Here is an 18,706-nt window from a genome sequence, read left to right as displayed (position 1 = left end):
GGAGTGAACGTATTGGTTACATTAGAAAAGAACCATACAAATTTATGTGATAAAAATATTATGAGTTCTTCACAGGCCTGCCGGGTATGGGGAATTGACGATTCAACCCTGCGGAAACGAATCAATCAGTTCCCAAGAGGCACCATTCGGAAATTTGGTAAAACTTGGGTTGTAACAAGTGAAGGAATGCAGCACGTATTTGGCGAAAAGAGAACAGGCAGATAGCTCTTTTTGGGAACTTATTTTCATTTCTGCTCAAACGAATCTTTAAACATGGCTCTTTTTTCGTAAATATTGTTGTTGTCAGACTAAATGTTAAGTGGAGCGAAAAGGAACGGACAACATTTATCATGTAAAACAACAATCAATGAGAAAACAGCCTTAAACATAGACTGCTGAAGTGACTTTTTGGGGGAGGGAAGAGAGATGATTCGAACATATCAGCCAGTAGCAGCGGCTAATCTTGAAACAGATTGGCAAGTGCTTCTTTTTCAGCCGTTATCTGAGCGCTCGGGATTTGTGAATACTCCCTCTGAAATGAAAATCCCTCAAATAGCCATTCGCATGCTCGGAACACCTTTAGTGGAAGATGAGTATTTTCAAACGCTTTACGATCTCGTTCACAATGACGAGCTTGAGATTCACTTTATCAGTGAAAATCTCGATAAAACCATTCCTCAAGAGAAATTCCAGGCGATTCAGAACTTATTGATTCTGCATGGAAAAGAAAAGCTATCAGTGAACCGGTTTGTTGCTTTTATGGACCGTGATCAGCTGCTTCCAATGCTTGAAAATCCTGAATTGAACCGCCATTTGAGAGCTTGTGTCATCAAGGTGCTGACTCCCTTTTTCGAAAATCGCAAGGATGAAACAGGGGATTTCAGAAGAGTCATTGTGGATCTTGTCAAATGGACATGGAATCACTTATATAAAGAGCTTGAAAAAACAGCCAATCAAGAAGATAGAATACCGGCGTTTTTCTGGTATGGAAATGCGACGCCAAGCGAGCAGCACTTCCTTAAGTTCCTCATTCTTTTCGGCTGCGATGTCATCGTTGCGCATCCTGAAGGGACGGATATACTGGCGGATGCAGATCCGTTTGAAGCGATCAGTAAGATCATTCGCTATCCGGGGACTCATCAACTGACAGCGTTTCCAAAAACAAGGCCGGAGCGGACTTCTACCATTGCCTATAAAGCATCGAAAGAAATCGACCAGGTTCTTCATTCCGATGATTCCATGCTTTATAAGCCGTGGCAATTCAGAAATTATTCTCCGAATGCCATTACGCTGAAAACAACCTATGATGAACTTTTTATTCTTATAAAAGAAAGGGCCTTTTTAAGGCCGAATTTTGAAGTCCGAAACAATACAGTAAATATCCCGGCCATCTTTTCAAAAATTTTCGGCATGACCAAAAACCGCCGGGCTTACTGGAGCAAAATTCAGGACTTGACCGATTATGAATATTCAGAGGTTATTAAGCAGTTTCCTTTTACTTGGGAAGCGAAAGGAAACCCTCACTTTCATTATCAAAATGCACTAGGGGAAAACCAGGAGCTGCAGGCTGAAAAAATGATGAACAGCCATTGGTGGAGATACAGCAATCTTCCGACTGGCCTGCAAAAGGGAATCGCAGAAGCGATCTCGAGATATTGTGCGCACCCTAAATTAAAAAAACTAGATCAGGAAAGTTTATATGATCTGCAGCTGTATTTGTTTAATCAGGCTATGAATATTCCAAACAGCATGATCAAGCTGATGCAGAATTTCGATTACTCTCAATATGTGCCGCGGATTGTGCTTTACAATAATGAGAATAACGGATTCATGACCCGTGCTGATGCAGCTGTACTGCTGTTAATGAATGAATTCGGACTGGATATCGTCCTATACAATCCACCGGGCCATAACGACATTGAAAACTTTGTTGATGAACGATATTTTGACAGTCATTGGCTGGATGAGATGAGCTTTGGAGAAGAATTCCAAGAGCCTTCGCGCCTGAAAAAATTCATCCGGAAAATGTTCTGATTTTATGAACAAGGGAGGAGACCAATATGTCTCAAGTACCAGGACTCAGTAAAGTGGATCAAATGGAAGAGGTTCTGCAGGAAGGACCTAACAGTATGAAGGTGCAGCTGCAAAAAGAACCTGAAGTTCAAAAGCTTGCGCAAATGATCGACCACCGAAATCAAGTCGGCATGCTTGAATATGGAAAAGCGCCGGCAGATGAAATTTCCGCTTTTTCAGGGAAAATATTAAATACAATGCAGTCAAGCAGCATGGAAGAGTCGAGCGCTCTGCTTAAACACCTCGGCAAGATCATGGACCGCTTTGATCCAAAGGATTTTGCGGAGCAAAAAGGGTTTATGAAAAAAATCTTTAACCGCGGCCAGAAGATGGTAGAGAAAATCATGTCCAAGTACCAGACAATGGGCGGGGAAATTGATAAAGTGTACATGGAAATCGTTAAATATGAAGATGAAATGAAACGTTCAACGAATACACTTGAACAGCTGTATGAACAAAATTTCCAATATTACATGGAGCTTGAAAAATATATCGTGGCCGGAGATATGAAAGCAGCTGAGCTGAAGCAGCAGCTTCCTGCTTTAGAAACAAAAGCGGCATCAGGAGATCAGCTTGCACAAATGGAGCTTGATACGATGCGTAATGCGGTAGAAGTACTTGAACAAAGAGTGTATGACCTGGAGCTTGCTAAACAAGTGGCTTATCAGTCAGCGCCGCAAATTCGTCTCCTGCAGAGAGGAAATACAAAGCTGATTGGAAAAATCAACTCAGCTTTCGTCACAACTATTCCGATCTTTAAAACAGGTCTGATCAACGCCATCGCTGCAAAAAGACAAAAGCTTGTGGCTGATTCAATGAACGAGCTTGAAAAACGCACAAATGAGATGCTTGTCCGCAACGCTCAAAATATATCAAAGCAAAGTGTTGATATTGCGAGACTCTCAGGAAGTCCCAGCATAAAAATGGAAACAATCGAAGAAACCTGGAGCATTATCCTGAAAGGGATGCAGGAAACAAAAGCCATTGAAGATGAGAACAAACAGCTTCGCGAACAAGGCCGTGTCCGGCTCCAGGAGCTTCAGAATAATTTTAAACAAATCAAAAACAGCCGCTGAAACTCGGAAATTCTTCCGGGTTTTTCTATGAAGTTCTAAATTTTAATAGAAATGATAAAAATTATTCTGATTTATTACAAGGAAGAAGATTAAGGTAGCATAAAGTGTTAGAATTTGTTTATAATGAATGGTATGACTTGAATACATAGGATTCGGACGGTGCTATCAATCTCACTTCCGAATTTCTTATAGGGTGAAAAAATCACCTTCAATAGATGAACGACAAGAAAGGGAGTGCCTCACTTTGAGTATTTCACAATATTCCAAGGACCAGCTTAAAGAATTATCAATGGTTGAAGTTGCATACGACCTGATGACAGACAAGAAACAGCCATATCTTTTCAAAGATTTAGTAAAAGAGATCAGCCAAATTATCGGCCTGACACAAAGCCAGGTTGAAGATAAAATTTCTCAATTCTACACAGATTTGAATATCGACGGACGTTATATTTGTGTTGGGGAAAATACTTGGGGACTCCGCAGCTGGTACCCATACGAGCAAATCGAAGAAGAGGTCGTGCCGGTCGCTAAGCCTAAGAAGAAAAAAGCGAAAAAAGCGGTTGTTGAAGAGCTTGAGCTTGAAGATTTCGATGAGGTTGATGAAGAAGAATTAGAATATGATGACATTGAAGAGTACGAAGACGATACAGACGATGATCTTGATGATGATGACGACGATCTGGATGACGATGCAGAGGAAATCGATGAAGTCATTGAAGAAGAAGACTTCGTTCTCGAAGAAGAAGAGTTAGATGAAGACCTGGATGAGGACCTTGAAGAAGACGAGGAAGAAGATTTATAATCATCTTGACTTTCAGGTATCAACTAGGTAGAATCTTATTTGGGCTCTTTAAAAGCAATACCTATGGATTCTATATACCATGCTCCCTTTCGTAAGGCGGAAAGGGAGCTTTCTTATTTTTACGAAGCGCGGATGATTTAAGGCTTCATATATAAGCATCCGGAAGTTCGCACATGTCCTGCTGGGCAAGGCGATTTCACTATATTTATATCCCCCCGGACAAATCTTATAAAGTAAAACCGTTCCCATTGATTGGGAATGTTTTCTTTTGTGCACATTAATCTTATACATCACTTGAAGGGAGAAGAACACATGACAAAGTATATTTTTGTTACAGGAGGAGTTGTATCCTCATTAGGAAAAGGGATTACAGCTGCATCTCTTGGACGTTTGCTAAAAAACCGCGGATTAAAGGTGACAATCCAAAAGTTTGATCCATACATCAACGTGGACCCGGGAACGATGAGTCCTTATCAGCATGGAGAGGTCTTCGTAACGGACGATGGTGCTGAAACAGACTTGGACTTAGGACACTATGAGCGTTTCATTGATATAAATTTAAATAAATACAGCAACGTAACAACTGGTAAAATTTACTCGTCTGTATTAAAGAAAGAACGCCGCGGCGATTACCTGGGCGGAACAGTGCAGGTTATTCCTCATATTACAAATGAGATCAAAGACCGTGTATTCCGTGCAGGAAAAGAAACAAATGCGGATGTTGTTATTACTGAAATCGGGGGAACTGTAGGGGATATCGAGTCACTTCCATTCCTTGAAGCTATCCGTCAAATGAAGAGCGACATTGGCCGTGACAATGTTATGTACATCCACTGTACACTTGTTCCTTACATCAAAGCTGCTGGCGAAATGAAAACAAAGCCGACACAGCACAGTGTAAAAGAACTAAGAAGCTTGGGTATTCAGCCAAACGTAATCGTTCTTCGTACAGAAATGCCAATTTCACAGGACATGAAGGACAAAATTGCCTTATTCTGTGATATTGATACAAACGCAGTTATTGAATGCCGTGATGCAGATACTCTTTACTCCATCCCATTGGCGCTTCAAGAACAGCATCTTGATCAAATCACTTGCGATCACTTAAAACTTGATTCACGCGAACCTGAAATGTCTGAGTGGATTGAGCTTGTTCAAAAAGTAACGAACCTTTCTAAATCTGTCCGCATCGGAATCGTCGGTAAATACGTAGAGCTTCAGGATGCTTATATCTCTGTTGTTGAAGCATTGCGTCATGCAGGCTATGCATTTGATGCAGACATCAGCATCAAATGGATCAATGCTGAAGAAGTAACAGCATTAAACACGAATGAACTGCTTTCAGACGTGGACGGAATCCTCGTTCCAGGCGGATTCGGAGATCGCGGCGTAGAAGGCAAAATTCTTGCAACTCAATATGCGCGTGAAAACAAAGTTCCATTCTTCGGAATCTGTCTTGGCATGCAAGTAGCTTCAATTGAATATGCACGCAATGTGGTTGGACTGCAGGGTGCACATTCATCTGAGCTTGATTTTGCAACACCATACCCGGTTATCGACTTGCTTCCTGAGCAAAAAGATATCGAAGACCTTGGCGGCACACTTCGTCTTGGCCTTTACCCGGCTAAGCTTGATCCTTCGTCTCGTGCATTCGAGGCATATCAGGATGAAGTAATCTATGAGCGTCACCGTCACCGCTATGAGTTCAACAATGAATACCGTCAAGCAATGGAAGACGCAGGATTCATCTTCTCAGGGACAAGCCCTGACGGCAGACTTGTTGAAATCATTGAACTTAAAGATCATCCTTGGTTTGTGGCTTCCCAGTTCCACCCGGAATTCACATCAAGACCAACAAGACCGCAGCCATTATTCCGCGAATTCGTGAATGCATCATTGATGGCTTCTAAAAAATAATATGAAAAAACCTGACAGCTTGCTGTCAGGTTTTTTATTTGAGCAAATAGTGGAATCGGCTTTTCTTTGTCTGCCGAAGCTAAATAGTCGGCTCCGCTTTTCTATTGTCTGGCTGCGGCGCCAAACTCCTCGGCCAGAACGGCCCCGTCAGTAAAGGCAAAAGCGCCTTATCTGTCTGTCGGAGCTTAACATTCGGCTCCGCTTTTCTATTCATACTCACTAATTATCTCTTTCAATGTAAAACTCAGGGCATAATAAGCAAACAGGGAAGTCATTAAAGCAGGATAGCCGTAGCGGCTGCCGTCCTCATCCGGTATCAGGCCCTTTTTAAGCTTTGAATCAATATGAACGTCAACAATTTCATCAAGTCCAGCTTCTTCATCCTTTATAAAGCATGATACGCCAACTGTTCCGGCACCGATTTCACGCAGCATCTCAGCAAGCTCGATCGCCTTCGGATCATTCGACCGATGGGTAAAGAGCAGCACACGGTCTGCATCTGTCAGTTTGTTCATTGTGCCGTCAGCCTGAAACAAAGGTTTTGCACTTGGAAGAGGCTCAGAACTTAAGACGGCTTCTCCAATAATGCCGCTAAGCTCATCAAACCCATGTATATAAATGGTGCCGCTTCCGACTGCAGCTTGAGCGAGCAGTCTTGCGCCGTCTTCAATTGCAGGCTCTTCCTGCTCGTGAATCCGGTTGAAGTGGCCATTCAATTGTGTCATGAAAATTTTCATCATAGTAAAAATACACTCCTTTACAATCATCATTATAACGAATAATAAGGAGATCTCCTAACAGCACCGTTCAGAATTTGTCGATAAAGTTCTTCTGATTCAGGCAGGAATAAGAATGCGCAGAACCGAATAAATATCGTATGTTTGAGCGGACTGCCTTATACTAGAAGGAAAGCTTTCCGCAGCTTTCAGTAAACATAGCTATTTTCGCACCGGTTGTTGTTTCGCAGTAAGATTGCCTTCCGTATATAATGAGTTTTCGTGTTCTAAAGCTATAGACCGGGGCACCTTATCTGTCATTTAAGCAGCATCGTTCCAGAAAAGAGCTTCAATAAAAATGATCGGCAGTTTTTGCTATATAATCCTAATATGAAGAGGTGCAGGCACATGAATGAAAAAATATTAATCGTGGACGATCAGTACGGAATCCGAATTTTGCTGAATGAGGTTTTTCAAAAAGCGGGATATCAGACTTTCCAGGCGGCAAATGGTTTTCAGGCGCTGGAGATTGTAGACAAGCATAAACCGGATTTAGTGCTTTTAGATATGAAAATTCCTGGAATGGATGGAATTGAAATCCTAAAACGCATGAGAGTCGTTGAGCCTGACATTCGCGTTATTATTATGACTGCATATGGTGAGCTGGATATGATTCAGGAAGCGAAAGACCTTGGCGCGCTTACGCATTTCGCAAAACCGTTTGATATAGATGAGATTCGCGACGCTGTAAGAAAGTATCTTCCAATCCGATCAAATTAAATAATGACAGAAAATTCAGATTTATGTCGAAAAGTTGCCGTTTTTCTCATAAGTTGGTATGCTAGTGAATGAGAAAAGCCCGTATATCATTTCATCAGATTACATACATTGCAATCGTTCTGGTCATGCTAAATGTTACGTAAGCTTTTCGGTTTAGCAAATTAGCTGCATAGGGAGGATATTTCGACATGCCTTTAGTATCAATGACAGAAATGTTGAATAAAGCAAAAAGCGAAGGTTACGCTGTAGGTCAATTTAACCTGAACAACCTTGAGTTCACTCAAGCAATTCTTCAAGCTGCTGAAGAAGAAAAATCACCAGTAATCCTTGGTGTATCTGAGGGCGCTGCACGTTACATGAGCGGCTTCAAAACTGTTGTTAAAATGGTAGAAGGACTTATGGAAGACTTGAAAGTAACTGTTCCAGTTGCGATTCACCTTGACCATGGTTCAAGCTTTGAAAAATGTAAAGAAGCAATCGACGCTGGATTCACTTCAGTTATGATTGACGCTTCTCACCACCCGTTTGAAGAGAACATCGAAACAACTGCTAAAGTTGTGGACTATGCTCATTCAAAAGGCGTTTCTGTTGAAGCTGAGCTTGGAACAGTTGGCGGACAAGAAGACGACATCATTGCTGAAGGCGTTATTTACGCTGATCCTAAAGAGTGCGAAGAAATGGTAAAACGCACAGGTATTGACTGCATAGCACCTGCATTAGGTTCTGTACATGGTCCTTACAAAGGCGAGCCAAACTTAGGATTCAAAGAGATGGAAGAAATCGGGAATGCTACTGGCATGCCTTTAGTTCTTCACGGCGGAACTGGTATCCCAACTCACGATATCAAAAAAGCGATCTCTTTCGGTACAGCTAAAATCAACGTTAACACTGAAAACCAAATCGCTTCTGCTAAAGCAGTGCGCGAAACATTGGCAGCTAAGCCTAACGAATACGATCCACGTAAATACTTAGGACCAGCTCGCGATGCAATTAAAGCTACAGTTGCAGGCAAAATGAAAGAATTCGGTTCTGCAGGCAGAGCATAATTTTTCAAAGATCAAACCGCCTTTGATACGGATCAGAAACGACAAGGCGGTTTCTCTTTCAATTAGAAGTAAGCGTAAACAAGTTCTATTTTTCTGATATCTTAGGAGGATGGCAGAATGTTATTTTTCATTGATACGGCAAATGTCGAAGAAATAAAAGAAGCACAGTCTCTCGGGATTTTATCAGGTGTTACAACCAATCCGAGTTTAGTAGCAAAAGAAAATGTATCCTTTCATGATCGCCTGAGAGAGATTACAGCTATCGTCCCAGGTTCTTCAGTCAGTGCGGAAGTGATTTCCTTGAAGGCAGAGGAAATGATTGAAGAGGGCAAGGAGCTTGCTGAGATCGCACCGAATATCACAGTAAAAGTTCCAATGACGCCAGACGGCTTAAAGGCTGTGAAAGCATTAACAGATCTTGGCATTAAAACAAATGTTACGCTCATTTTTAATGCAAATCAGGCATTGCTTGCTGCAAGAGCAGGTGCTACATATGTATCACCATTTGTAGGACGTTTAGATGACATCGGACAAAATGGCATGGAGCTGATTTCTACAATTGCGCAAATGTTTGATATTCATGGAATTGAATCTCAAATCATTGCAGCATCCATCAGACATCCAATGCACGTGACAGAAGCAGCTCTGCGCGGTGCACATATTGCCACGATTCCATTCAATGTCATTAATCAGCTTTGCAAGCATCCTTTAACAGACCAAGGCATCGAAAAGTTTTTAGCAGACTGGAATAATCGGAAACAATAAGATTGCAATGACTATAGATTAAATGAATGGCAAGCATAGCGCTTGCCATTTGTCTCTTAAATTATGAACCTTCCATTCGCTTATGATCTGCCCCTGTCAAATGACCTCTTCATCAAATTAATGGGTATCTAAAAAAATTTCATATGTCATAATAAATAAAAGAAAAAAAACTTGAACTTGTATTCTTTGCCGCATTAATGGAAAATATTTGTTGAAAAGAGATCTTTTCCTGTTTCTCATTCATTTTCTGGTCGTGCAGGCTAGTTCTTTTTAAAGTTTTTTAGAAAATATAAGTTTTAGCTTCGTTGTCTAGCTCCATCGCTCAGGCGCCTCGGCCAGAACGGCTCCGCAAGCATTGGCAAAAAGCGCCTTTTCTGTCGGATCCTTATCTGTCATGCCTAAGCTAAATGGGCGCTTGCGCTTCTCGCAAAGAACCACCATTTTATTCTCATAACACGATGGCTTTTAGCACAATCCAAAAGTCAACTTCTCTGAGAAAGGAGACTATCATGGAAAAGTTAAAAATAGCAGGCGGATATCCCTTAAAAGGAACGGTTAATATTAGCGGTGCCAAAAACAGCGCGGTTGCGTTAATACCCGCAACAATCCTCGCTCAATCACCCGTGACGATTGAAGGTTTACCCGATATTTCAGATGTACATATCTTGAAAGGGCTTCTTGAAGAAATTGGAGGGACCGCTGAGTTTAAAAATAATGAAATGTATGTAAATCCGGCAGAGATGATCTCCATGCCTCTTCCGAGCGGCAAAGTCAAAAAGCTGCGCGCTTCCTATTATCTGATGGGTGCCATGCTTGGACGTTTTAAAAAGGCGGTAATAGGCTTGCCTGGAGGATGCCATCTGGGTCCGCGTCCGATCGATCAGCATATTAAAGGATTCGAAGCATTAGGAGCACAAGTAACAAATGAACAGGGTGCCATCTATTTGCGTGCTGAGGAATTAAGGGGTGCGCGAATCTACCTGGACGTTGTAAGTGTAGGGGCAACCATTAATATTATGCTTGCTGCCGTGCTCGCTAAAGGACAGACGATTATTGAGAATGCGGCGAAAGAGCCGGAGATTATTGATGTTGCTACCCTTTTATCGAGCATGGGTGCAAGAATTAAAGGTGCCGGTACAGATGTCATCCGTATTGATGGTGTTGAAAGTCTTCATGGCTGCAGACACTCAATTATTCCGGACAGAATTGAAGCAGGAACGTATATGATTATCGGGGCAGCAATGGGTCAGGAAGTGCTGATCGATAATGTGATTCCGCTTCATCTTGAATCTCTCATTGCAAAATTCAGAGAAATGGGCATCCATGTTGAAACAAATAATGATCAAATCTGGATTGTCGGCGGTCAGAAGGAACTAAAAGCAGTAGATATCAAAACGCTTGTTTATCCAGGTTTTCCGACAGATCTGCAGCAGCCGTTCACGTCCTTGCTGACGAAGTCCACAGGAACGAGCGTTGTGACAGATACCATCTATTCAGCGCGCTTTAAGCATATTGATGAATTGCGCCGCATGGGTGCAAAGATTAAGGTGGAAGGCAGATCAGCGATTGTGTCAGGACCTACAAAGCTCCAGGGCGCCAAAGTAAAGGCGAGCGATCTTCGTGCAGGAGCCGCATTGGTGGCAGCCGGTTTGATTGCAGAAGGAGTAACAGAGGTTACAGGACTTGAGCACATTGACCGCGGCTACAGCCAGCTTGAAGAAAAGCTGACAAGCCTCGGAGCAACAATCTGGCGTGAAAAGCTGACAGAGCAGGAAATTGAACAGCTTCAAAGTTCATAATATATAAATAAAAATCACAACAGGGGATACATGGGGAGGAACGAACAATGGAAAGAAGTTTATCGATGGAATTAGTTCGCGTAACGGAGGCAGCAGCACTTGCTTCTGCACGCTGGATGGGAAGAGGCAAAAAAGATGAAGCGGATGATGCAGCAACATCGGCAATGAGAGACGTGTTTGATACGATTCCGATGAAAGGCACAGTCGTAATCGGAGAAGGCGAGATGGACGAAGCGCCAATGCTCTACATCGGCGAAAAGCTTGGGACAGGCTATGGCCAGCGTGTAGACGTTGCTGTTGATCCGCTAGAAGGCACAAACATCGTTGCATCAGGAGGATGGAATGCACTTGCTGTCATTGCCATTGCAGATCACGGCAATCTTCTGAATGCACCGGATATGTATATGGATAAAATTGCGGTTGGTCCAGAAGCAGTTGGCTGCATTGATATTAACGCGCCTATCATCGATAACTTAAAGGCGGTAGCAAAAGCCAAGAACAAGAACATTGAAGATGTCGTGGCGACAATCCTAAATCGCGAAAGACACGAGCATATTATTAAAGAGCTGCGCGAGGCGGGCGCCCGCATTAAGCTGATCAATGATGGTGATGTTGCTGGTGCGATCAATACAGCATTTGACCATACAGGTGTCGATATCCTTTTTGGATCAGGCGGTGCACCTGAGGGCGTTCTGGCTGCAGTAGCGCTAAAATGCCTTGGAGGAGAGATTCAGGGCAAACTCCTTCCTCAAAATGATGAAGAACGTGAAAGATGTGAGAAGATGGGCCTCGACGTCAACAAGGTACTCCGCATGGAAGACTTAGTGAAAGGCGAAGACGCCATCTTCGCAGCAACAGGTGTAACAGACGGGGAACTCCTTAAAGGCGTCCAGTTCAAAGCCTCAATCGGTACAACTCAATCACTTGTTATGCGTGCCAAATCAGGAACTGTCCGTTTCATCGACGGCACACACAGCTTAAGCAAAAAACCAAATCTAGTTATGAAATAAAAAACAATAAAGGATAAAGCAGAGCGGCTCCGGCTGCTCGCTTCTTTTTTGTAGAAACATTAAGCTGTTTGCGCTTTTTCATCTTTATTTCAATCTCATTTCAATATGTGAAATATATTGATTAAATTCATCAAATAAGGTAAAACTAAAGAGTGCTGCGTAAATGAAAGATTATCTTTCACACTGCTTTTCCTACTTCAAGCCTATCTTCTATTTCTTCTCTATATCTGATCCATTTTCTAGTTTTTTCACGAATATAGATGGAAGAACAACGTTTTTTATAATTTATAAAGTGTGGTGTTGACATGAGCGAGGTTTCAATTTCCAATCTCGAACATATGAAATTAAAAGAGTTATATGAACTTGCGCGTCATTATAAAATTTCATATTACAGTAAACTGACAAAAAAAGAATTGATCTTTGCCATTTTAAAAGCAAACGCTGAACAAGAGGACTTATTGTTCATGGAAGGCGTTCTTGAAATTATCCAATCTGAGGGATTTGGGTTCCTAAGACCTATCAACTACTCACCAAGTTCTGAAGATATTTATATTTCAGCTTCGCAAATCCGCCGTTTTGATTTAAGAAATGGGGACAAGGTTTCCGGTAAAGTACGTCCGCCAAAAGAAAACGAACGCTATTACGGATTGCTGCACGTTGAGGCAGTCAATGGGGATGACCCTGAATCCGCAAAAGAGCGTGTTCATTTCCCTGCATTGACACCACTTTATCCGAATCGACAAATTATCCTTGAAACAAAACCAAACGATCTTTCCACTCGCATCATGGATGTGATTGCTCCTGTTGGATTCGGTCAGCGCGGACTTATCGTGGCACCGCCTAAAGCGGGTAAAACGATGCTCTTGAAAGAAATCGCCAACAGTGTGACAACGAACCATCCTGAAGCGGAACTGATTGTTCTTCTGATTGATGAGCGTCCTGAGGAAGTAACGGATATCGAGCGTTCTGTAGCAGGCGATGTCGTGAGTTCAACATTTGATGAAGTTCCAGAGAACCATATCAAAGTTGCAGAGCTTGTGCTTGAGCGTGCGATGCGGCTTGTTGAGCATAAGAAAGACGTGATCATCCTCATGGACAGCATTACGCGTCTAGCGCGTGCTTATAACCTTGTGATTCCGCCAAGCGGACGTACACTGTCCGGCGGTATTGATCCTGCAGCGTTTCATCGTCCGAAGCGATTTTTCGGTGCGGCAAGAAACATTGAAGAAGGCGGCAGCTTGACCATTCTTGCAACTGCTTTGGTAGATACAGGTTCACGCATGGATGATGTCATCTATGAGGAGTTCAAAGGAACGGGCAACATGGAGCTTCATCTTGACCGTTCACTTGCTGAAAAACGCATCTTCCCGGCAATCGATATCCGCCGTTCTGGAACGCGTAAAGAAGAACTGCTTATCCCTAGAGATCACCTTGAAAAGCTTTGGGCGATCAGGAAATCAATGTCAGATTCACCTGATTTTGCTGAAAAATTCCTTAAAAAGCTGCGTAATTCAAAGTCAAATGAAGAATTCTTCAGCATTTTAGATGTTGAATGGAAAGCGGCAGGCGTTTCGGGAAAACGATTGTAAATTTTATTCCGAACTAGTTGCAAATAAATTGGAAGCTTGTTATAATTTTTTTATGTGCTTTTCCGGAAGACAATCTTCTGGAATTGATAACTCTGTTTCGACAAACGATTCAGGGCGGAAGGAGATGAAACGGAATGAAAGCAGCTATACATCCTAACTACAAAAAAGTTATGGTTAAATGTGCTTGTGGAAATGAATTTGAAACTGGTTCTGTAAAAGACGAGGTGCGCATCGAGGTTTGTTCTGAGTGCCATCCATTCTACACAGGACGTCAAAAATTCGCTTCTGCTGACGGTCGTGTTGATCGCTTCAACAAAAAATACGGTCTTAAATAATCATAGATTGAAGGAAACAGGCAAGATTTCTGTCTTGCCTGTTTTTTTACGCCATTTCCCGCGAATTCTTGGGAAAAACAGCCATAATAAGAGTGGAATCAGCGCTTTTACATATGGGTTACTTGAATCCTGATAAACCGATAGTGTTTATTTTATAATAGAAATCTGACGTCATAAAGGGCGCTCAACCATAGAAACAAGGGTTAATTAAGAAGGGAGAGGCCGTTTTCATGTATGTTATGAAACAAAGCGGATGGCTTGAGGTCATCTGCGGAAGCATGTTCTCGGGGAAATCTGAAGAGCTGATCAGAAGAGTCCGCCGGGCGCAATTTGCCAAACAGCAAGTTAAGGTGTTTAAGCCTGCCATTGACAATCGCTATAGTGATGAAGAGGTTGTTTCACATAATGGGACTGCGATGATCAGTCATGCCGTTGCCTCTTCAAGTGACCTATTTAAATATATTTCACCTGAAACAGACGTCATCGCTGTTGATGAAGTTCAGTTTTTTGATGAAGATATCGTGGATGCAGTCACAACGCTTGCGAATCAAGGATACCGTGTCATTGTTGCGGGCCTTGATCAGGACTTCAGAGGAGAGCCATTCAGCACGGTTCCTGCATTGATGGCTGTCGCTGAGCTCGTGACAAAGCTTCAGGCTGTCTGCTCTGTCTGCGGTTCTCCTGCAAGCCGGACACAAAGACTGATTAATGGCAGTCCGGCATCATACAATGATCCAATTATCCTGGTCGGTGCATCTGAATCATACGAGCCAAGATGCCGCCACCATCATGAAGTGCCTGAAAAGCCTGCTAAAACACTTCAAAGTGAGCAGGAAACTCAGAACTTATAATTCAAGAAAAGCGGAATCGCCCGTTCAGCCCAGGCATGACAGATAAGGATCCGCCAGTAAAGGCGCTTTTTGCCAATACTTTCGGATCCGTTCTGGCCGAGGAGTTGGGCGATTCCGCTCGCCATCAAAGCGTAAAACATATAAATTTTGATACAATAACAAAGCTGCCGATAATTTTTATCAGGCAGCTTTTTTTATGGAGAATTTGGGCACCTTAAAAAATGGAGGTGTTCATAATGAGAGTTTTATGGATGTTAATTTTACTGCTATTCCTGGGAGCGTGTGCAAATCCAAGCAAGCAATCTGAAATTCAGCCTGAGTCGCATAAGGGCAGTGAGCTGAAACAAACAGGTGAAGGTGTATCAAACGAACGCGGTACGACTGAACAGAACCCCAACTTTTTAAATCTGTCAAAAAACCGTGAGCAAAATGAAGATGAAATGGATAAGCTTCACGAAGCAGTCCGGAATGACAAGACTCTTAAAATCGACAATGTCACGATGAATGGAAACACAATCTGGGTTGATGTCAACTCTGATCAAGAGCTCACAGACGATGAAAAACAAAAGAAGCAGGCAGAGCTTCAGTCAAAAATGCAGAATATCATTCCGCGGTATGACATTAAAGTAAATCTAGACACAAAATAAAAAACTCGTTTCTGAATAAACGAGTTTTTTTATGCTAGAAACTGAAGATAGAGCTGATCAGCTTTCTGCGCTTTTGCTTTTTGGGTGATTGAATATGGTCAAAAACAAGTGAATGCGGGGTAGGATGCTTGTCTTTTTGCTTTTCCAGACTTTCAATCTTAGCTTCCAGGTCAGCGATGCGGCCGTTTAATTCCTCAATCTCCCTGCGATGCTGGAGAAGCTGATAAGACACCACGCTGTCTGCTTTGCTGTTTACTTTTTGATCAAGCGCTGCAATCTTCTGTAATATCTCATCGAAATCGGGGTTAGCTTCAGCTGCTTCTGTTTTCACAATCCCTTTTCTTGGAGGTTTCTTTTCCGTAACTCTTACTTCATGAAAAAGGATTCCCTGATTTAATTGATCTTTAATATCTCTTAAGGTATTAATATCTTCATCTGTAAACAAATAATGCCCGAGCTCATTCCGTTCCATCTTCAAATTCAGCTGCTTTACCCAGCGCTGAACGGTTTTCGGCGACACACCCAGAAGCTTCGCGACCTGGCTTGTATTCATTTGTTTTCCCCCTATCTTAATCGATCCAAAACACGATAATCAACAAGTTCGATAAGATGGAGGATCATCCCTTCTATACAGACAAAAGAAGAATGGATTCGTCAAAGAAAGTGCTGATTTTACGAATTGTGACTTTCTGATTCGACGGGATCCTCATACAATTCCAGAGGCAGACCATCTGGATCTTTGAAAAAAGTGAAGAGTCTATTTGTAAAAGGATCGACCCGGATCGGCTCCGTTTCAATTCCCATTTCATTTAAATGATGCACTGCCGCGTGGATATTTTCAATGGAAAAAGCCAGATGTCTAAGGCCTGCTGCTTCTGGATTTGAGGGGCGGTCAGGGGGAGACGGGAAAGAAAACAGCTCAATTTGAGTGTGATTTCCTACAGCTAAATCCAGCTTATAAGAATCCCTTTCTGCACGGTAAAACTCATGGATTACTTCAAACCCGAGCTTATTGACATAAAAGTCCTTCGACACGTCATAATCGGTACAAATAACGGCAACATGATGCACTTTTCTTATTTTCATTTTTCTTCCCTTTCTTTCTGGTCGATTTCTTTTCTGTCTATCGGAGCTGACCGAGGCGATTCCGCTTTTCTTGGTGTCCAGCTCCATCGTCCAACTCCTCGGCCAGAACTAAATCGCCCAAAAAGGCAAACCCGGCCTTTCCGGTCGATTTCTTTTCTGTCTTTCGGAGCTAAACGGCTGATTCCGCTTTTAGAGGCCAATTTGCTTTTGACGCTTTGATTAACCTATACTATAATTATAACGTTATGGACGAAAATTGAGGTGAATAACGTGTTAGATCGCTTACAATCAGTAGAAGACCGCTATGAAAAATTAAATGGGCTGCTGATGGATCCTGATATTATCAACGATTCTAAGAAGCTTCGTGAATATTCAAAAGAACAATCTGACTTGCAGGAAACTGTTGAAGTATACCGTGAATATAAATCTGTGAAAGAGCAGATCGATGACGCAAAAATGATGCTTGACGACAAGCTTGACTCAGAAATGCGCGATATGGTAAAAGAAGAGCTTTCTGAGCTTCTTTCTCAGGAAAAAGGGCTCTCTGAACGTTTGAAAATCCTTCTTGTTCCAAAAGACCCGAACGATGACAAAAACGTAATCATGGAGATCCGCGGTGCAGCAGGCGGAGACGAGGCTGCCTTATTTGCAGGCGATCTTTACCGCATGTACAGCCGTTTTGCTGAAGCGCAAGGCTGGAAGACAGAAGTAATGGAAGCAAACACAACAGGAGTCGGCGGCTACAAAGAGATCATTTTCATGATCAACGGACGCGGCGCATTCTCAAAGCTGAAATATGAAAACGGTGCACACCGAGTGCAGCGTGTACCTGAAACCGAATCAGGCGGAAGGATTCATACATCTACAGCGACTGTTGTCTGCTTGCCTGAAACAGAAGAAGTAGAAGTTGAGATTCATGACAAGGATATCCGCGTCGACACATTTGCTTCAAGCGGACCAGGCGGACAGAGTGTTAACACGACGATGTCAGCCGTACGTTTAACGCATTTGCCGACAGGAACCGTCGTATCCTGCCAGGATGAAAAATCCCAGATCAAAAACAAAGAAAAAGCCATGAAAGTACTCCGCGCGCGTGTATATGACAAATTCCAGCGCGAAGCACAGGCTGAATACGATCAAAACCGAAAGCTTGCTGTCGGTACAGGTGACCGATCAGAGCGGATCCGCACGTACAACTTCCCGCAAAACCGTGTAACAGACCACCGCATTGGCCTGACGATCCAAAAGCTTGACCAGATTCTGCAAGGAAAACTTGATGAGTTTGTGAATGCTCTTATCGTTGAAGATCAATCGAGCAGACTCGATCAGGCAGACCAGTAAGCATGATTAAGGTATACGAAGCCCTGAAGTGGGCTTCTTCTTTTTTGGCAGAAGCAGAACGGGATCACAATGCGGGAGAACTCCTATTGCGCCACCACTTAAACATGAGCCGTGCAGAAATGCTGGCTAACTTTAGAACCGATCTTCCTGAGGGAATTTGGGAAAGGTTTAAAACAGATGTAAACCATCATGCTGAAGGAATACCGGTTCAGCACATGATCGGATCAGAAGAATTTTACGGCCGATCGTTTATCGTCAACAAAGAAGTTCTCATACCGCGCCCGGAAACCGAGGAGCTGGTTGAAGGAATCTTGCTGAAAGCAAAATCCTTATTTAATGGTTACTCTTTAGTGGAAGCAGCGGATATCGGGACAGGCAGCGGTGCCATCGCCATTTCCCTTGCTTTGGAAAATCCGCTCTTCAAGATGAGTGCGGTCGATATTGCCCAAGAATCACTTGAAGTCGCGCAGCTGAATGCAAAAACGCTGGGAGCAGAAGTCCAGTTTTTACATGGAGACTTGTTATCCCCGATTTTAAATAGCGGCAAGAAGCTTGATGTGGTCGTATCGAACCCCCCGTATATCCCGGATGCAGACATTCTGGAGCTGTCTCCAGTTGTGAAGGACCATGAACCTATCCGCGCACTTGCAGGCGGTGCAGACGGACTCGATTTCTACCGCAGACTCGCAGCAGAAATTCCGCTTGTCATAAGCGAACGCGCCCTGATTGCATTCGAAGTTGGGGCCGGACAAGGCGAAGATGTAAAAGCGCTGCTGCTGGACAAACTGCCTCATGCAGAAGCAGAAGTAAAATACGACATAAACGGCAAAGATCGCATGGTATTTGCTGTAGTGAATGGAACGTCTCAGTGAT

19 protein-coding genes are annotated in these 18,706 nt (G+C 42.9%); 16 read left to right on the top strand and 3 right to left on the bottom strand.

Translation table 11 applies throughout. The annotated features are described in order from the left end of the window. Positions 1–12: 12 nt before the first annotated feature. The 5 genes from E2R53_RS16755 to E2R53_RS16735 all read left to right on the top strand — a co-directional run bounded on the left by E2R53_RS16755 (position 13) and on the right by E2R53_RS16735 (position 5,868). Positions 13–225: a helix-turn-helix domain-containing protein gene (locus E2R53_RS16755; protein WP_133312846.1), complete on the top strand. Its 213-nt coding sequence runs from the start codon at positions 13–15 to the stop codon at positions 223–225. Between the two features lie 201 nt (positions 226–426). Next, positions 427–2,034: a YceG family protein gene (locus tag E2R53_RS16750; RefSeq protein WP_133312845.1), complete on the top strand. Its 1,608-nt coding sequence runs from the start codon at positions 427–429 to the stop codon at positions 2,032–2,034. A gap of 26 nt (positions 2,035–2,060) precedes the next feature. After that, the gene (locus E2R53_RS16745) at positions 2,061–3,149 is read left to right on the top strand and encodes a toxic anion resistance protein (protein ID WP_133312844.1); all 1,089 of its coding nucleotides are present in this window, start codon (positions 2,061–2,063) and stop codon (positions 3,147–3,149) included. Positions 3,150–3,393: 244 nt separating this feature from the next. After that, the gene (gene rpoE, locus E2R53_RS16740) at positions 3,394–3,951 is read left to right on the top strand and encodes a DNA-directed RNA polymerase subunit delta (RefSeq protein WP_133312843.1); all 558 of its coding nucleotides are present in this window, start codon (positions 3,394–3,396) and stop codon (positions 3,949–3,951) included. Between the two features lie 312 nt (positions 3,952–4,263). Continuing rightward, positions 4,264–5,868: a CTP synthase gene (locus E2R53_RS16735; protein WP_133312842.1), complete on the top strand. Its 1,605-nt coding sequence runs from the start codon at positions 4,264–4,266 to the stop codon at positions 5,866–5,868. A gap of 206 nt (positions 5,869–6,074) precedes the next feature. On the opposite strand, the gene E2R53_RS16730 is transcribed toward E2R53_RS16735, so the two are convergent. After that, on the bottom strand, positions 6,075–6,608 hold the full coding sequence (locus E2R53_RS16730) for a DUF2529 domain-containing protein (RefSeq protein WP_133312841.1): 534 nt from the start codon (positions 6,606–6,608) through the stop codon (positions 6,075–6,077). Positions 6,609–6,992: 384 nt separating this feature from the next. Between E2R53_RS16730 and E2R53_RS16725 the strand changes: the two genes are divergently transcribed. The 9 genes from E2R53_RS16725 to E2R53_RS16685 all read left to right on the top strand — a co-directional run bounded on the left by E2R53_RS16725 (position 6,993) and on the right by E2R53_RS16685 (position 15,406). Beyond that, positions 6,993–7,364 (top strand): response regulator, encoded by a 372-nt coding sequence (locus E2R53_RS16725; RefSeq protein ID WP_029283300.1) that lies wholly within the window; start codon positions 6,993–6,995, stop codon positions 7,362–7,364. A 188-nt stretch (positions 7,365–7,552) separates the two neighbouring features. Continuing rightward, a complete protein-coding gene (locus tag E2R53_RS16720; RefSeq protein ID WP_070877989.1) occupies positions 7,553–8,410 on the top strand; it encodes a class II fructose-bisphosphate aldolase in 858 nt (285 codons plus the stop codon). A gap of 117 nt (positions 8,411–8,527) precedes the next feature. Continuing rightward, the gene (gene fsa / locus E2R53_RS16715) at positions 8,528–9,175 is read left to right on the top strand and encodes a fructose-6-phosphate aldolase (RefSeq protein ID WP_133312840.1); all 648 of its coding nucleotides are present in this window, start codon (positions 8,528–8,530) and stop codon (positions 9,173–9,175) included. Positions 9,176–9,684: 509 nt separating this feature from the next. Continuing rightward, the gene (locus tag E2R53_RS16710; RefSeq protein WP_133312839.1) at positions 9,685–10,974 is read left to right on the top strand and encodes a UDP-N-acetylglucosamine 1-carboxyvinyltransferase; all 1,290 of its coding nucleotides are present in this window, start codon (positions 9,685–9,687) and stop codon (positions 10,972–10,974) included. Between the two features lie 47 nt (positions 10,975–11,021). Next, a complete protein-coding gene (glpX, locus tag E2R53_RS16705) occupies positions 11,022–11,984 on the top strand; it encodes a class II fructose-bisphosphatase (RefSeq protein WP_070877995.1) in 963 nt (320 codons plus the stop codon). Between the two features lie 305 nt (positions 11,985–12,289). Then, a complete protein-coding gene (gene rho, locus E2R53_RS16700; protein ID WP_070877997.1) occupies positions 12,290–13,573 on the top strand; it encodes a transcription termination factor Rho in 1,284 nt (427 codons plus the stop codon). A 134-nt stretch (positions 13,574–13,707) separates the two neighbouring features. Next, entirely contained in the window at positions 13,708–13,908 is a 201-nt protein-coding gene (gene rpmE, locus E2R53_RS16695; protein ID WP_029283312.1) for a 50S ribosomal protein L31, read from the top strand. Positions 13,909–14,138: 230 nt separating this feature from the next. Beyond that, positions 14,139–14,759, top strand: a complete 621-nt coding sequence (locus E2R53_RS16690; RefSeq protein WP_133312838.1) for a thymidine kinase — start codon at positions 14,139–14,141, stop codon at positions 14,757–14,759. A gap of 236 nt (positions 14,760–14,995) precedes the next feature. Then, positions 14,996–15,406 (top strand): hypothetical protein, encoded by a 411-nt coding sequence (locus E2R53_RS16685; protein ID WP_133312837.1) that lies wholly within the window; start codon positions 14,996–14,998, stop codon positions 15,404–15,406. 34 nt (positions 15,407–15,440) lie between these two features. Here E2R53_RS16685 and E2R53_RS16680 read toward each other — a convergent pair whose 3' ends face one another. Continuing rightward, positions 15,441–15,959, bottom strand: a complete 519-nt coding sequence (locus E2R53_RS16680) for a MerR family transcriptional regulator (protein WP_133312836.1) — start codon at positions 15,957–15,959, stop codon at positions 15,441–15,443. A gap of 119 nt (positions 15,960–16,078) precedes the next feature. After that, complete coding sequence (gene gloA2 / locus E2R53_RS16675) at positions 16,079–16,492, bottom strand: SMU1112c/YaeR family gloxylase I-like metalloprotein (protein WP_133312835.1); 414 nt, start codon at positions 16,490–16,492, stop codon at positions 16,079–16,081. A 270-nt stretch (positions 16,493–16,762) separates the two neighbouring features. Between gloA2 and prfA the strand changes: the two genes are divergently transcribed. Together prfA and prmC are read left to right on the top strand one after the other, a co-directional pair. Further along, positions 16,763–17,833, top strand: a complete 1,071-nt coding sequence (gene prfA, locus E2R53_RS16670; RefSeq protein WP_133312834.1) for a peptide chain release factor 1 — start codon at positions 16,763–16,765, stop codon at positions 17,831–17,833. A gap of 5 nt (positions 17,834–17,838) precedes the next feature. After that, a complete protein-coding gene (prmC, locus tag E2R53_RS16665; RefSeq protein ID WP_133313096.1) occupies positions 17,839–18,705 on the top strand; it encodes a peptide chain release factor N(5)-glutamine methyltransferase in 867 nt (288 codons plus the stop codon). Position 18,706: the final 1 nt, after the last annotated feature.

Source organism: Peribacillus frigoritolerans, from assembly GCF_004358755.1.
Lineage (GTDB): Bacteria > Bacillota > Bacilli > Bacillales > Bacillaceae > Bacillus_P.
Note: the sequence above shows the minus strand (reverse complement) of the source record. Positions and strands in the feature narration are given on the sequence as shown.

Excerpts from the sequence above, each read along its gene's own strand:
- rho (WP_070877997.1), top strand. The coding sequence starts at position 12,290 with ATGAGCGAGGTTTCAATTTCCAATCTCGAACATATGAAATTAAAAGAG.
- E2R53_RS16690 (WP_133312838.1), top strand. The coding sequence starts at position 14,139 with ATGTATGTTATGAAACAAAGCGGATGGCTTGAGGTCATCTGCGGAAGC.
- E2R53_RS16685 (WP_133312837.1), top strand. The coding sequence starts at position 14,996 with ATGAGAGTTTTATGGATGTTAATTTTACTGCTATTCCTGGGAGCGTGT.
- E2R53_RS16710 (WP_133312839.1), top strand. The coding sequence starts at position 9,685 with ATGGAAAAGTTAAAAATAGCAGGCGGATATCCCTTAAAAGGAACGGTT.
- E2R53_RS16735 (WP_133312842.1), top strand. The coding sequence starts at position 4,264 with ATGACAAAGTATATTTTTGTTACAGGAGGAGTTGTATCCTCATTAGGA.
- E2R53_RS16750 (WP_133312845.1), top strand. The coding sequence starts at position 427 with ATGATTCGAACATATCAGCCAGTAGCAGCGGCTAATCTTGAAACAGAT.
- gloA2 (WP_133312835.1), bottom strand. The coding sequence starts at position 16,492 with ATGAAAATAAGAAAAGTGCATCATGTTGCCGTTATTTGTACCGATTAT.
- rpmE (WP_029283312.1), top strand. The coding sequence starts at position 13,708 with ATGAAAGCAGCTATACATCCTAACTACAAAAAAGTTATGGTTAAATGT.
- E2R53_RS16725 (WP_029283300.1), top strand. The coding sequence starts at position 6,993 with ATGAATGAAAAAATATTAATCGTGGACGATCAGTACGGAATCCGAATT.
- E2R53_RS16730 (WP_133312841.1), bottom strand. The coding sequence starts at position 6,608 with ATGATGAAAATTTTCATGACACAATTGAATGGCCACTTCAACCGGATT.
- E2R53_RS16720 (WP_070877989.1), top strand. The coding sequence starts at position 7,553 with ATGCCTTTAGTATCAATGACAGAAATGTTGAATAAAGCAAAAAGCGAA.
- E2R53_RS16680 (WP_133312836.1), bottom strand. The coding sequence starts at position 15,959 with ATGAATACAAGCCAGGTCGCGAAGCTTCTGGGTGTGTCGCCGAAAACC.
- fsa (WP_133312840.1), top strand. The coding sequence starts at position 8,528 with ATGTTATTTTTCATTGATACGGCAAATGTCGAAGAAATAAAAGAAGCA.
- E2R53_RS16745 (WP_133312844.1), top strand. The coding sequence starts at position 2,061 with ATGTCTCAAGTACCAGGACTCAGTAAAGTGGATCAAATGGAAGAGGTT.
- glpX (WP_070877995.1), top strand. The coding sequence starts at position 11,022 with ATGGAAAGAAGTTTATCGATGGAATTAGTTCGCGTAACGGAGGCAGCA.